The sequence below is a fragment of the Hydrocarboniphaga effusa AP103 genome (assembly GCF_000271305.1).
Lineage (GTDB): Bacteria > Pseudomonadota > Gammaproteobacteria > Nevskiales > Nevskiaceae > Hydrocarboniphaga > Hydrocarboniphaga effusa.
Genome location: NZ_AKGD01000001.1, coordinates 73,504 through 86,879 on the forward strand (window position 1 = coordinate 73,504; position 13,376 = coordinate 86,879).

General features: G+C 66.8%; 13 protein-coding genes. 8 read left to right on the top strand and 5 right to left on the bottom strand.

Annotated features, from left to right (window positions below; genetic code table 11):
• Nucleotides 1-41: 41 nt before the first annotated feature.
• Genes WQQ_RS00265 through WQQ_RS00280 form a run of 4 tightly spaced genes read left to right on the top strand, consistent with a single transcriptional unit; the run spans nucleotide 42 to nucleotide 4,957 of the window.
• A complete protein-coding gene (locus WQQ_RS00265) occupies nucleotides 42-974 on the top strand; it encodes a phosphate/phosphite/phosphonate ABC transporter substrate-binding protein (RefSeq protein WP_007183202.1) in 933 nt (310 codons plus the stop codon).
• Nucleotides 971-1,783 (top strand): phosphonate ABC transporter ATP-binding protein, encoded by an 813-nt coding sequence (phnC, locus tag WQQ_RS00270; RefSeq protein ID WP_007183203.1) that lies wholly within the window; start codon nucleotides 971-973, stop codon nucleotides 1,781-1,783. The genes WQQ_RS00265 and phnC overlap by 4 nt, the downstream gene beginning before the upstream one ends.
• Nucleotides 1,776-2,795, top strand: coding sequence for a phosphonate ABC transporter, permease protein PhnE (gene phnE, locus WQQ_RS00275; protein WP_007183204.1), 1,020 nt, complete (start codon nucleotides 1,776-1,778; stop codon nucleotides 2,793-2,795). Before phnC ends, phnE begins: the two co-directional genes overlap by 8 nt.
• A 23-nt stretch (nucleotides 2,796-2,818) precedes the next feature.
• Complete coding sequence (locus WQQ_RS00280) at nucleotides 2,819-4,957, top strand: phosphocholine-specific phospholipase C (protein WP_007183205.1); 2,139 nt, start codon at nucleotides 2,819-2,821, stop codon at nucleotides 4,955-4,957.
• Nucleotides 4,958-5,103: 146 nt separating this feature from the next.
• On the opposite strand, the gene WQQ_RS00285 is transcribed toward WQQ_RS00280, so the two are convergent.
• The 4 genes from WQQ_RS00285 to WQQ_RS00300 form a co-directional block, all read right to left on the bottom strand.
• Nucleotides 5,104-6,570 carry a DegQ family serine endoprotease gene (locus tag WQQ_RS00285; RefSeq protein ID WP_050997538.1) on the bottom strand — a complete coding sequence of 489 codons (1,467 nt, stop codon included), beginning with the start codon at nucleotides 6,568-6,570 and terminating at the stop codon, nucleotides 5,104-5,106.
• Between the two features lie 213 nt (nucleotides 6,571-6,783).
• Nucleotides 6,784-7,638: a DMT family transporter gene (locus tag WQQ_RS00290; protein ID WP_007183207.1), complete on the bottom strand. Its 855-nt coding sequence runs from the start codon at nucleotides 7,636-7,638 to the stop codon at nucleotides 6,784-6,786.
• Entirely contained in the window at nucleotides 7,638-8,963 is a 1,326-nt protein-coding gene (locus tag WQQ_RS00295) for an ATP-binding protein (RefSeq protein ID WP_007183208.1), read from the bottom strand. Before WQQ_RS00295 ends, WQQ_RS00290 begins: the two co-directional genes overlap by 1 nt.
• Nucleotides 8,960-9,616, bottom strand: a complete 657-nt coding sequence (locus WQQ_RS00300; protein ID WP_007183209.1) for a response regulator transcription factor — start codon at nucleotides 9,614-9,616, stop codon at nucleotides 8,960-8,962. Before WQQ_RS00300 ends, WQQ_RS00295 begins: the two co-directional genes overlap by 4 nt.
• A 169-nt stretch (nucleotides 9,617-9,785) precedes the next feature.
• On the opposite strand from WQQ_RS00300, the gene WQQ_RS00305 reads away from it, so the two are divergent.
• From WQQ_RS00305 to WQQ_RS00315, 3 genes are all read left to right on the top strand, one after another.
• On the top strand, nucleotides 9,786-10,460 hold the full coding sequence (locus tag WQQ_RS00305) for a 50S ribosomal protein L25/general stress protein Ctc (protein WP_007183210.1): 675 nt from the start codon (nucleotides 9,786-9,788) through the stop codon (nucleotides 10,458-10,460).
• 166 nt (nucleotides 10,461-10,626) lie between these two features.
• Nucleotides 10,627-11,208, top strand: a complete 582-nt coding sequence (gene pth, locus WQQ_RS00310; RefSeq protein WP_007183211.1) for an aminoacyl-tRNA hydrolase — start codon at nucleotides 10,627-10,629, stop codon at nucleotides 11,206-11,208.
• Between the two features lie 336 nt (nucleotides 11,209-11,544).
• Complete coding sequence (locus WQQ_RS00315) at nucleotides 11,545-12,099, top strand: hemerythrin domain-containing protein (RefSeq protein WP_007183213.1); 555 nt, start codon at nucleotides 11,545-11,547, stop codon at nucleotides 12,097-12,099.
• Between the two features lie 54 nt (nucleotides 12,100-12,153).
• On the opposite strand, the gene WQQ_RS00320 is transcribed toward WQQ_RS00315, so the two are convergent.
• Complete coding sequence (locus WQQ_RS00320; RefSeq protein WP_007183214.1) at nucleotides 12,154-12,783, bottom strand: type 1 glutamine amidotransferase domain-containing protein; 630 nt, start codon at nucleotides 12,781-12,783, stop codon at nucleotides 12,154-12,156.
• Nucleotides 12,784-13,018: 235 nt separating this feature from the next.
• Between WQQ_RS00320 and WQQ_RS00325 the strand changes: the two genes are divergently transcribed.
• Nucleotides 13,019-13,249, top strand: coding sequence for a lipoyl domain-containing protein (locus WQQ_RS00325; RefSeq protein ID WP_007183215.1), 231 nt, complete (start codon nucleotides 13,019-13,021; stop codon nucleotides 13,247-13,249).
• Nucleotides 13,250-13,376 lie beyond the last annotated feature (127 nt).

Genomic DNA, 13,376 nt, shown 5'->3' on the forward strand with positions numbered 1-13,376 from the left:
GCTGCGCCCATCGTTGTGACCCACGCTCGCCCGAGCTCCTCATGATCTGGAACCTGCTGCGCCGCTTGCTGGTCGCGTTCACCGCGCTGGCATTCATTCCTTCCGCATTCGCCACACCGAACGACGGCAGCACGCAGCGTCCGCTACGCGTGATGCTGATTCCTGCCGACGGCGGCACCGCCACCGGCACGCTGGCCGACTTCAAGCCGCTGTTCGATGCCATCACTGCGGACACCGGCCTGCATTTCTCGCTACGGGTCGGCAGTAGCTATTCGGCCGTGGTCGAGGCGATGAAAGGGGGGCTCATCGACGTCGCCTGGTTCGGCCCAGTGGCCTACGTGCAGGCGCGCAAGGCCGGCGCTGCCGAGCTGCTCGCGGTTTCGGTGCGCGACGGCGAATCGAGCTATTACGCCGGCATCTTCGTGCGCGCGAACGCCCCGTTCAAGACACTCGCCGACCTGGGCGCAAAGCGCATGTCCTTCGGCGACATCAACTCCACGTCGAGCTTCTCGTATCAGGTGGCGATGCTGCTGGAGGCCGGACTCGATCCGGCGCGTGATCTGTCCGAGTTGCGCATCACCGGCAGCCACGCCGCCAGCCTCGCCGCGCTGAGCAGCGGACTCGTCGATGCGGCCTGCCTGAGCTTCAATTCGTATCTGCGCGCGGTCGATGCGGGCTCGGTACACGCCGAGGATTACCGCGTACTCGCGCGCAGCGAGGCGATTCCGAATCCGCCCCTGGCGATGAGCACCGCCTTGCCTGTTGCCATCAAGCAGAAACTCAAGACAGCGTTTGCGCGCGTACACCAGGCCGGCCACATCGCCGCGGCTTCGCTGCGCGGCTATGGCAACAGCCCGGTGGATCGCTACGATGCCGCGTTTCCGGAGGCCGCATTCGACAAGCCCGCGCAGATGCTCGAACGCATCGGCGACCCGCAACTCGGCGCGATTCTGCGGAAGGCGGGCCAGCGATGAGCGCGCTCGTCGAATTCGATGGCGTGAGCAAGCGCTACGCCGATGGCACCCGGGCGCTCGACGAGCTCAAACTGTCGATGCCACGCGCGCAGTTCTGCGTGGTGCTCGGCCCTTCCGGCGCCGGCAAGTCGACGCTGCTACGCATGCTCAATGGTTTGACGCGCCCTGATGAAGGCGACATCCGCTTCGACGGCGTGACGCTCACGACCGCGCGACTGCGCCAGCAACGCAGCCGCATCGGCAGCATTCATCAGCATTACGGCCTGGTCGGGCGCCTGTCGGTGCTCGACAACGTGCTTTGCGGCCTGCTGCCGCGCATGGGCCTGCTGCGCTCGATGACCGGCGCGTTCAGCGACGAGCAGCGCCGCCGCGCCTGTCGCGCGCTCGCCGATGCCGGGCTGGACGAAAACCAGCTGTACCGTCGCGCGGACGAGTTGTCCGGCGGCCAGCAGCAACGCGTCGGCATCGCCCGTGCGCTCATGTGCGATCCGCAACTGATCCTCGCCGATGAGCCTGTCGCGAGCCTGGACCCTCGCATCAGCCGCGACATCCTGGGCCTGCTGCGCAACACCGTGCACGAGCAGGGCGTTGCCGTGCTCTGCACGCTGCATCAGGTCGAGCTGGCGCTGGAATTCGCCGATCGCATCGTCGGCTTGCGCCTGGGGCGCGTGGTGTTCGACGGGGTGCCGTCCGAGTTCGATGCGGCGGCGCATGCCTCGCTTTATTCCGCTTTGGATCCGCATGTCCGCACCGACCCTGCGAACGCGGACGCGCGGGCACCGCTGCTTCGGGAGTGGGCGCATGCCTGAGACCGGCGCGCTCGCGGCCAAACCGCCCGAGCAGTGGCAACTGCAGCCGCGCGGCTCGCTGCGCCGGCTGCTGATCGGGCTGCTCGTGATCGCGCTGCTGCTGTTCTCGGCCAAGCGCACCGAGATCGATCGCATGCTGCTGCTGAGCGCCGAGGCCGCGGGTTCGGCGCTTGGAATTGGCGGGCCCTCGCAAGTCGCCGATGGCGTACGGCGTGTGAGCAGCTCGCTGTGGCCGCCGCAATTGTCGGAGCGACGCGAAGTGGCGCGCATCGAAGGCTTCGACCGCAAGCATCTGCCGCTGGGCTCGCACCTCGAGCAGGAGCAGTCGCTGACGCGCAGCCTCGATCCGACCACGCTGCAAGTGCAGACCCAGGTGGTTGCGCGCGAGGTGCTCGTGCAGCCGCTGGGCTATCTCTGGCGCGTGGCTGGCCTGATGTTCGAAACGGTGGAAATGGCGCTGTGGGGAACGCTGGTCGCGCTGCTGATGGCCTTTCCGCTGGCGTATTTCGGAGCCCGCGACTACGCACCGCATCCGCTACTGCACACGCTGGCGCGCGGAACCAGCAGCCTGCTGCGTTCGATACCTGATCTGGTCAGTGCGCTGTTCCTGGTGCTGGCCTTCGGCTTCGGTCCGATCGCGGGCGTGCTGGCGCTCGGTGCGCACAGCGCGGGCTTTCTGGGCAAGTTCTTCGCCGAAAGCATCGAGAACGCCGAGCGCGCTCCGCAGGATGCGTTGCGCGCGGCGGGCGCGCGCGATCTGCAGGTTCTGCGTTATGCGGTCTGGCCCGCGGTGCTGCCGTCGGTGATCGGCCAGGTGCAGTACATCCTCGAACGCAATGTAAGAACCGCGACGGTGATCGGCATCGTCGGTGCCGGCGGTATCGGGCAGGAACTCAAGGGACGCTTCGAGATGTTCGACTTCGGGCACGTGGCTACGCTGCTGCTCGCGATCTTCGCCTCCGTGGTGCTGCTCGAACATCTGGCCGGACGCCTGCGCGCCCGCTTCATCTAACCCCCACAGCAGGAGCTGCTCCCATGACGACGACTCGCAGTCGCCGCGACTTTCTGCGCCTGGTCGGCGGCGCTGCCGGCGCCACTGCCTTGCCGCTGTCCATCCGCGATGCGCTGGCCATCTCCGCACGCAGCGAAACGGGCACGATCCGCGATGTGCAGCATGTGGTGATCCTGATGCAGGAAAACCGCTCGTTCGATCACTACTTCGGCGCCCTGCGCGGGGTGCGTGGCTTCGGTGATCGCTTTCCGATTCCGCTGGCCTCGGGCAAGTCGGTCTGGTGGCAATCCGACGGCAAGCGCGAGATTCCGCCGTACCACCTCGACAGCGCGCGCATGAACGCGCTGCTGGTGCCCGATACGCCGCATTCGTATTCGGACGCGCAGGCGGCCTGGAACCAGGGCTTGTTCGGGCAGTGGCCGCTGTACAAGACGCAGTATTCGATGGGCCACTATCGGCGTGCCGACGTGCCGTTCCAGTACGCGCTCGCCGAAGCCTTCACGATCTGCGATGCCTACCATTGCTCCATCACCGCGGGCACCGATCCGAACCGCATCGTGTTCTGGAGCGGCTCCAGCTTCGATCCGCAGCTGCGCGCACGCGGCATCGACAGCACCGACGTCGATTCCGAACCCGACAACCTGCGCTGCTGGGTCACCGGCGCGCTGCCCGAGCCGGGCTACCGGTACGTGAGCAACGCGCTGACCTGGCCGACGATTCCGGACGTATTGCAGGAGGCCGGCGTGAGCTGGCGCGTCTACCAGGACCCGAACGACAACTGGACCGGCGCGATGCACGGCTGCCTGGCGTTCAAGAGCTTCCGCGAAGCGGAACGCGATTCTCCGATCTATCGCAACGGCATGTCGCACTGGAGCATCGACGACCTGATCCAGCACGTCGAGCAGGACACGCTGCCGCAGGTGAGCTGGATACTGCCGACGCGCCTGCAGTCCGAGCACCCGGGCGCCCCGTCCAGCCCGCAGCAGGGCGGCCACTTCACCAGCGAAGTGCTCGCCGCGCTGACGCGCAACCCGGAGGTCTGGAGCAAGACCGCGCTGTTTCTGACCTTCGACGAGAACGACGGCTTCTTCGATCACCTGCCGCCGCCCGCGCCACCTTCGTTCGATGCCGACGGCAAGCTCGCGGGCGCCGCGACCCTCGATCTGGCCGGCCATTTCTTCCACGATCCCTATCGCAACCATCTCAAGCGCGAGGACGTCATCAGCGGCACGCGCCGGCCCTGGGGCCTCGGGCCGCGCGTGCCGATGTACGTGATCTCGCCGTGGAGCCGCGGTGGCTGGGTCAATTCGCAGGTAGCCGATCACACCTCGGTCGGACAATTCCTGGAGCGCCGCTTCGGCGTGCGCATTCCGGCCATCAGCCCCTGGCATCGCGCGGTCTGCGGCGACCTGAGCTCCGCGTTCGACTTCAAGAACCCGAATGCGGCCCGCTTTCCGCGCCTGCCGGACGTGGCGAACTACGCCGAAATCGAAAGCGCGCAAAACAAGCTCGCCGTGCCGGCCGCGCCCGCGCAGGCGCAGCCGGTCTGGCAGGAGCAAGGCATGCGCCCCTCGCGCGCCCTGCCCTACGCGCTGCACGTCGACGCGCGCAGCCAAGACGGTCAACTGGCCTTGGACTTCGGCAACACCGGGGCTCAAGGCGCAGTGTTCCAGGTCTACGATCGCCTGCAGCCCAAGCGCATCCCGCGCCGCTACACGGTCGAAGCCGGCAAGTCGCTGACGGATCGCTGGACCACCGCCGACACCGACGGGGCTTTCGACCTCTGGGTGCATGGCGTCAACGGCCACGTGCGCCATTTCAAGGGCCGCATCGGTGACGCGGCCTCGGCCCCGCAACTGCGGTTTCGCCACGGCGACGACGGCAGCCTGACGCTCGAAGCGCAGGCGGCAGCCGGCAGCGAGCCGGTGACGCTGACGATCGTCGACAACGCCTACGGCGACGGCATCGTGAAGCTCAAACTGAAGCCCGGCACCACGGCCAGCAAGCACTGGAGCTTGCGCAAGAGCGCGCACTGGTACGACTTCACCGTGAGCCTGGAAGGCAAGCCGGACTGGCATCAGCGTCATGCCGGACGCGCGGAGTCCGGCAGTCATGGCTTCAGCGACCCGGCGATGGCGATGGGGCCTGCGCTGTTCTCCTGACATCGATCCGGAGCTCGTCTGTGCTCCATCCGATCCGCGATCGCCGCCGTTGGCGATGTCCGGGCTTCGTTGCCCGCGTGAACCGGCGCCTTTGCCGGCTCACGCGTCGATGGACCGCCGCAGCGGTCCATCGTTCAACGCATCGTTCAGCCCAGATCGACCGGCACGAAGATTCGCGCCTCGCCGCGCTGGATCAGCACGGCGATGTGGCGGTCGGACTTTTCGACGATCTCGCGCAGCTGCTTGGCGCTGTCGATGGTCTTGCCGTTGGCCGACAGCAGCACGTCGCCCGGGCGGATGCCGGCTTCGGCCGCCGCGGCGGCGACGTCCTCGACGACCAGGCCGCCCTTGACGTCGATCTGCTTCTTCTCGTCGCTGGTGAGCGGGCGCACCGCGACGCCGAGGCGTCCGCCGGCATCGGCCTTGCCGCCTTCGTCGGCACTGGCAACCTGGGTATCGTCCATCGCCTCCAGCTTGGCGGTGAGATCGCGCTTCTTGCCGTCGCGCCAGACCGTCAGCTCGACCTTGGCACCCGGCTGCATCGACGCGATCGCCGACGGCAGTGCGAACGAGTCCTGTACAGGCTTGCCGTCGACGGCCAGGATCACGTCGCCCGGCTGCACGCCGGCCTTGGCGGCGGCGCTGTCCTCTTCGACGTTCGAGACCAGCGCGCCGGTGGGCTGCGCCAGCCCGAAGCTTTGCGCGAGCTGCTGGTTGACGGCCTGGATCGTCACGCCGAGCTTGCCGCGCGTGACCTTGCCGCTGGTCTGCAGCTGCTTGCTGACGTTGAGCGCGACGTCGATCGGGATCGAGAAGCTCACGCCCTGGAAGCCGCCGCTGCGCGAATAGATCTGCGAGTTGATGCCCACCACTTCGCCGTCGAGATTGAACAGCGGGCCGCCCGAATTACCCGGGTTGATCGCGACGTCGGTCTGGATGAACGGCACGTAGGAGCCGTCCGGCAGGGTGCGGCCCTTGGCGCTGACGATGCCCTGCGTGACCGTGTTTTCGAAGCCGAACGGGCTGCCGATGGCCACCACCCATTCGCCGACGTTGAGCTCTTCGGGGTTGCCGAGCTTGACGGTCGGCAGGTCGCGCGCATCGATCTTGAGCACGGCGACGTCGCTCTTGGCGTCCTGGCCGATGACCTTGGCGGTGAACTCGCGGCGGTCAGTGAGTTTGACCGTGACTTCCTTGGCATCGGCGACGACGTGCGCGTTGGTCAGGATCACGCCGTCCGCGCCGACGATGAAGCCGGAGCCTTCGCCGAAGGTCGGGCGCTCCTGCTGCGGCATCTGTCCGAAGAACTGCGAAAATGGATCGTCGCCGTTACCGCCGAAGCCCGGAAAGCCGCGCAGCTGGCCGCGCGCCGAAGTCTTCACGGTGCCTTTGGTGGTGATGTTGACGACGGCCGGGCCATAGGCGCGCACCATGGCCGAGAAATCCGGCAGCGCGGCGCGGGCCGAGACGTTGGCCGGCGCGGCCACCGGGGCTGCGACTGCGACGCTCGGGTTTTCGTGGCCCATCGCAAAGAGCGCGGTGCCGGGCACGGCGACGGCCGCAGCGCCCAACAACGCCGCGGCGAAGGGATTGCGTACGATCTTCATGCTCATCTTCAAAACGCTCCTGACAAGTCGGTGGAAAGCCGCGGAAATCGTTCCGCGTGCAGCCACGATGGGGGCGAAGATTTAAGAGAGATTTAAGACGAGCCACGCCGGGTTTGATTGTCCCCGCTCCCACGCGTGGGAGAGAGTGGCGCGCAAGCGCCGGGTGAGGGGCTGATCGGAAAGTGCGCCCACTTTTCAGACGAACCCTCTCTCCCCGAATTACTCCCGCTGCCCGAGCCAGACGCCCAGTGAAGCCAGCAGCAGGCCGACCAGCTCGTGCCAGCCGAAGGCCGCGTCGAGCAGCAGCGCTGCAAGCAGCGCCGTGACCGGCGGAACCAGGTAGAACAGCCCGGCCGTGCGGCCGGCCGCGCCCCTGCGCAGCAACCACAGGTACAGCAGCAGGCCCGCGCAGGAATTCACCAGGATCGACCAGGCGGTGCCGAGCAGCACGCGGGTCTGCGGCACGTAGTGCAGGCCTTCGAGCGCGATCGCGAACGGCGCGAGCACGATCAGCGAGGCGAGCAGCTGCACCACCAGCGAGAGCCGCGGGTCCAGATGCGTGGTGTGGCGCTTCTGGTAGAGCGTGCCGAAACTCAGCGACAGCAGCGCCAGCAGCATGAAGCCGTAGCCGAGCAGCGAACTCGGTGCCACGAGTTTCGGCCCGATCACGAACAGCACGCCGGCGAGCCCGAGCGCGAGGCCGATCGGCGTATAGCGGCGCAGGCGCTCGCCGAGGAACACCGCGCCACCGATCGCCGTCGTCAGCGGCATGAGCCCGGCGATGAGTCCGGCGGCGGCCGGCGGAACGCCCGCGCGCATGCCCGCGTAGGTGAAGCCGAAGAATCCGGCCTGCAGCAGCACGCCGCCGATCGCCGCGTGCCTGAGTTCGGAGAACGCGGCCGCGGCCGGCCGTCGCCACGCCAGCAGCCAGAGCCCGACGATCGCCCCGGATCCGGCGAAGCGCAGCACCGCGAGCGTGAACGCGCCACTGCCCTGCAGCGCGAATTCGGCCGCCAGATAGCCCGTGCTCCAGAGCAACACGAAGGCCAGCCCGGCCAGCGATTCGGTCCGCATCAGTTCGATCCTTTCTGCGCGGCGAAGCGCACGATCACCTTGAGCCCGCGCCCATCGTCACCGCCGGCCAGCGTCACCGTGGCCGCATGCGCCTCGGCGATGCTGCGCACGATCGCCAGGCCCAGCCCGCTGCCGCCCGGCGGCGCATCGGGCGCGCGGTAGAAGCGATCGAACACGCGCCCGCGCTCGGCTTCCGGAATGCCCGAGCCCTGGTCGAGCACCACGAGTTCGATCGTCGATCCGGCGTTGCGCACCGACACATCGACGCGCCCGCCCTGCGGCGAATGGCGGATGGCGTTGTCGAGCAGGTTGCGCAGCAGGGTCTTGAGCGCCTCGGGCTCGCCGACGAGCACTGCTTCGGAGGCCGCGTCATCGAGCCCCAGATCGACCTGCTTGGCCTCGGCGGCAGCGTAGAGCTCGCCGATCACCTGGCGCGCGAGTTCGGCCAGCACGAGCGGCCGGCGGAATTCGGAGCCGGCCTCCGACTCCGGCGCGTCCTGCCGGGCCAGCGCGAGCATCTGCTCGACGAGCCGCGAGGCCCGGCCGACGCCGGATTCGAGCGCCTCGATCGCGGCGCGGCGCTCCTGCTCGCCGGCCTGGTCGAGCCCGCGCAGCTGCAGGCGCAGGGCCGTCAGCGGCGTGCGCAGCTCGTGCGCCGCGTCGGCGATGAAGCGGCGCTCGCGCTCGCGCTGGCTGCTCAGGCGGCCGAGAAGATCGTTCAGCGAGGTCACCAGCGGCCGCACCTCGGCCGGCAGGCCCCGCTCGCGCAGCGGGGCCGATTCGACGGCCGGCCGCGAGCCGACCTGTTGCGCAAGCTTGCGCAGCGGGGCGAGCACGCGGCCGACCGAGATCCAGATCACCATGCCGAGCGCCGGCATCAGCAATAGCAGCGGCAACAGCACGCGAGCGGCCAGATGCGCGGCCCGCGATTCGCGCACGCGCATCGGCTGCGCCACCTGGATCACGTTGAACGGCGTGCGCAGGCCGTAGACGCGCCATTCGCCCTCGGGCGTGCGCACGGTCGAAAACCCCAGCGTGGTCAAGCCCGGCAGGCTCGCGTGGCGCTGCGACAGGTAGACGCGCACGCCGGTCAGGCTCCAGACCTGAACGACCAGGTCGGCCGCGGCTTCGCGCTCACCGAACTCGGGCGCGGGCTGCAGGAAGCTGCGGTCGCGCAGGGCATGCGCGGTTTCCTGCAGCTGCTGGTCGAACACGATGTCGGCCTCGGCGAGCGCCTGCCGGTACAGGAACGCCGCGCCCGCGATGCCCGTGAGCAGCACGGCCCCGAGCAGCCAGAGCAGCAGGCGCGTGCGCAGCGAGCTCATGTCGCCACCCGCCAGCCGACCCCGCGCACGTTCTGGATGAAGCCGGCCGAGAGCTTGCGCCGCAGGCCGGACAGGTGAACGTCCACGGTATTGCTCTCCACTTCCTCGCCCCAGCCGTAGAGCCGCTCCTCGAGCTGGCTGCGCGAGAGCACCTGGCCGGGGCGTTCGAGCAGGGCCTGCAGGATCGCGAATTCGCGCGGGGACAGCGCCAGCTCGACGCCGGCCTGCGTGGCCTTGTGCGCGGCCGGGTCGAGCAGCAGATCGCGATGCTCGATCAGCGGGCCGCTCTGCCCGCTCTTGCGCCGCACCAGGGCGCGAATGCGGGCCGCGAGCTCGTCCGGGTCGAAGGGCTTGGTCAGGTAATCGTCGGCACCGGCGTCGAGGCAGGCGACCTTGCTCGCGATCGCGTCGCGCGCGGTGAGGATCAGCACCGGGGACGCGACACCCTGCGTGCGCAGCTGGCGCAGCACCTCGAGCCCATCGCCGCGCAGCAGCCCGAGATCGAGCACGATCAGGTCGAAATGCTCGGTGATCGCGGCAGTCAGGGCGCCAGGTGCGTCCTGCAGCCAGTCGACCGCGTAGCCGCGGTGGCGCAACTCCGCACGCAGGCCGCTGCCGATCATTTCGTCGTCTTCGACCAGCAGGATGCGCACGATGGGCCCGATTCGTCGCTACGGAAAGCCGGCTAGCCTGCCCGGTTGCGGCCAAACGTCAAGCCCGGAGCCGCCGCGATCGGTGGCGACTTTGCGACCGCTCCCGTAGAATCCGCGCCCCCGTGGCTGGTCGCGGCTACGGGTCGTCAACCATTTTTGGAGTTTTGCCATGAAACAGAAATTCGTTATCGAAGCCGAAGCACGGTCGGCGCAGGGAACGGGTGCGAGCCGCCGTCTGCGCCACGCGGGCTCGGTCCCGGGCATCGTCTACGGCGGCAAGAAAGAGCCGCAGATGATCTCCGTCAACCACAATGAACTGTGGAAGCAGCTCAAGCTCGAGGCCTTCTACTCGGCCATCATCACGCTGAACGTCGGCGGCGAATCCGAGCAGGTCGTGCTCAAGGATCTGCACCGTCACCCGGTTCGCGAGCAGGTTCTGCACCTCGACCTGCAGCGCATCCAGGCCGACGTCGCCCTGCGCATCCGCGTTCCGCTGCACTTCAAGGGCGGCGACGTGGCTCCGGGCGTCAAGACCGGCGGTGGCTATGTCGAGCATCTGCTGAACGAAGTCGAAGTCGAGTGCTTGCCGAAGGATCTGCCCGAAGCTTTCGAGATCGACATCTCCGGCCTCAACGTCAACGAGTCGATCCATCTCTCGCAGATCGCGCTGCCGGAAGGCGTCGCCTTCGTCGAACTCAAGCACGACAACGACCTCGCGGTCGTCGCGATCCACCTGCCGAAGGCCGCCGAAGAAGAGGAAGCCGCTCCGGCCTCCGCTGAAGTTCCGGCCGCCAACCAGAAGGCTGCGGACGCCAAGGCGGCTCCGGCTCCGAAGAAGAAGTAGCAGACCGAGCCACGCGTCGGGGCCCGGCGAAGCCGGGATCGACGCCCAGGCGAGTGTCTGCTCTCCCAGACGCGACACCAGCTCCGGCTCAACGAAAAGCCCTGCCTCATCGGCAGGGCTTTTTTGTTAAGGTCGCCGCCTCGTCAGCAGTCTCGAAAAACACGCAATGCCCGACTCGCTCTACGCCATCGTCGGCCTCGGTAATCCAGGGCCGGAATACGCGCGCACTCGCCATAACACCGGCTTCTGGTTCGCCGATCTCGCGGCCCTGCGCTACGGCGGTAATTTCCGCACGGAATCGAAGTTCTTCGGCGAAACCGCGCGCGTGAAGATCGGCCCTGCAGACGTGCTGCTGCTCAAGCCGACCACGTTCATGAATCGCAGCGGCCAAGCCGTCTCGGCACTTGCGAATTTCTACAAGCTGACTCCGAACCAGTTGCTCGTCGCTCACGACGAACTCGATCTGCCGGCCGGCACCATGCGCCTCAAGCTTGGCGGCGGGCACGGCGGACACAACGGCTTGCGCGACATCCACAAGTCACAGGGTGAGGCCTACCGTCGGTTGCGCATCGGCATCGGCCATCCGGGCGACAAGACGCTGGTGCTCAATTACGTCCTCGGCCGCCCTAACAAAACCGATGAGGACGCCATTCTCGATGGCCTCGGTCACTCCTTGAACGCGGTCGAAACCTGGCTCAAGGAAAGTTGGGACAAGGGCACTCAGCAGCTCCACACCGCTGCGCGCTGATCACCGGTCTGCGTTCTAGCGATCGTGCTTGTCACGTTGGCCCGTGCTGCCTTGATGTCCACCGTTGATGCTCTTCTCGCGTTCCTGCGGTGAATCCTTGCCCTGCTTCGGTTGCTCGTTTCGAGCCCGCGAAGCCTGCTTGCCGTCATCGTTTCGATCATTGCGATTCGTCGTCGCCTCCTGAGTTTTTTGCGTTTCAAGAAGCGTCGATGCTCGGCCAGCACGCGTGTACGCGCCCTGACTTGAATGCTGAAAAAGCGGCCGTTTGAAGCCTGCGACGATTCAGCACGTGCGCCTAATCTTGGAGCCCTCAATAGCCAGCCAGGAGGGCAAGCCATGAGCCTGATGAATCCGCGTTCTTCCACGCATGCGATCAAGTTGCTCGAAACCGATCATCGCGAAGTCGATGCCATGTTCGAGGCGTTCGAGAAAGCCACAACCGGCCCCGATCAAACCGAAATCGTCAGCCGCATCTGCAAGGCGCTCGCCATTCATACCGAACTCGAAGAGCGCATCTTTTACCCGGAGTCGCGCAACGTGCTGAAGAGCGACGGCCAGGATCAGGTCGATGAAGCCTATGTCGAGCACGCGAGTCTCAAGGGCCTGATCCAGCGGCTCGATGGCATGCGCGCGAACGAGCCGCTGTTCAAGGCTTACGTGACTGTACTGAAGGAATACGTGCAGCATCACGTCAAGGAAGAAGAGAAGGACTACTTTCCCGATGTGGAAAAGACCTCGCTCGATCTCGAAGCGATCGGCCAGCGCATGCTCGTTCTGAAAGAGCAGCTCATGACGCAGCTGCGCGACGAGGGCAGCCCTCGCGGCGTGGTGCGCGCCAAGCTCATCGAGTCGCAACCGCTGCCGCAGCGCGCGATGAAAAAAGCGGCCTGATCGATTCGGGCGCTTCACAAGTGGGTTAGCGCCAGCGCGCTAACCCACTTTTGTTCATGCGCTAAAAAGGCGGTCAGCAGCGGGCTGCCGACCTGCCCTGTTCGTACTACGCTGCTTCTTCTGCTTCGAGTCGATGCCGAGCTGCTTGATCAGTGCGTCGACGAAAGCCGGAATATCGTCCGGCTTGCGGCTCGTGATGATCGGGCCATCGACGATGACCTCCGCATCGGCCCATTGCGCGCCCGCATTGCTCAGGTCGTTCTTGAGCGAGGGCCAGCTCGTCATGCGCTTGCCTTTCGCAAGGCCGGCGTCGATCAGGGTCCACGGGCCATGGCAGATCGCCGCGATCGGCCGGCCGGTCTGGCCGAACGCGCGAATGAAGTCGATGGCCCGTGGCTCGAGCCTGAGCTTGTCCGGGTTGATCTGCCCGCCCGGCAATACGAGCGCCTCGTAGTCCTGAACCTTCGCGTCGTCGACCTTGCGATCGACGCGGACGGTCTCACCCCAATCGGTGAATTTCCAGGCCTTGATCTCGCCGGGGTTGGCGGTCTTGGCCGGGGCCAGCACCTCGACCTCGAGGCCGGCCTGCTCGAGCAGCTGCCTGGGCCCCAAGAGCTCGTCCTGCTCGAAGCCGTCGGTGGCGAGAATGGCGATTTTCCTGCGTACTGGGGTCTTGTCGTTCATGTCGTGCTCCTTGCGTTTTTACGATGCGCATCCGTGCGCAGCCGATCGGTTGCAATAGACGTTCCGGCTCGCACGCGGACGTAAACGCCGCAAAAAGGCGCCGACTCGCCCGCAAGCCGCACGACTATCGAAGCCCGATCGTGCAGGCTGATCCGCCGCGCCATGCGCTCCCGGTCGACAGGAATACTCACTACACTAGCCCGCAGCCCGCAGCCTTCCGGAACATGAGCACGCCATGAGTACGCCGATCGTCCTTCCCAAGCTCGGTTTTTCGATGACCGAAGGAACGCTCGCCGATTGGCTCGTCGCCGACGGCGCGGCGGTGATGCAGGGACAGTTGCTGTATTCGCTCGAAAGCGACAAATCCATACAGGACATCGAGGCTCCCGCCTCGGGCAGGCTCAAGATTCTGCACGCCGCAGGCGCCGCGTATCCGGTCGGAACCAAGCTCGGCGAGATCGTCTGAGCCGGCGTTGCACGGTCGCAGGATCATGGTTGCCGAGCGGTCGCGTCGGCCGCCGCGGTGGCGCCAAGCACAAAATCGATTACAGCCGCAATCTCGCTCAGCTTCCGTTCAAGCTTTAAGCTTGCGT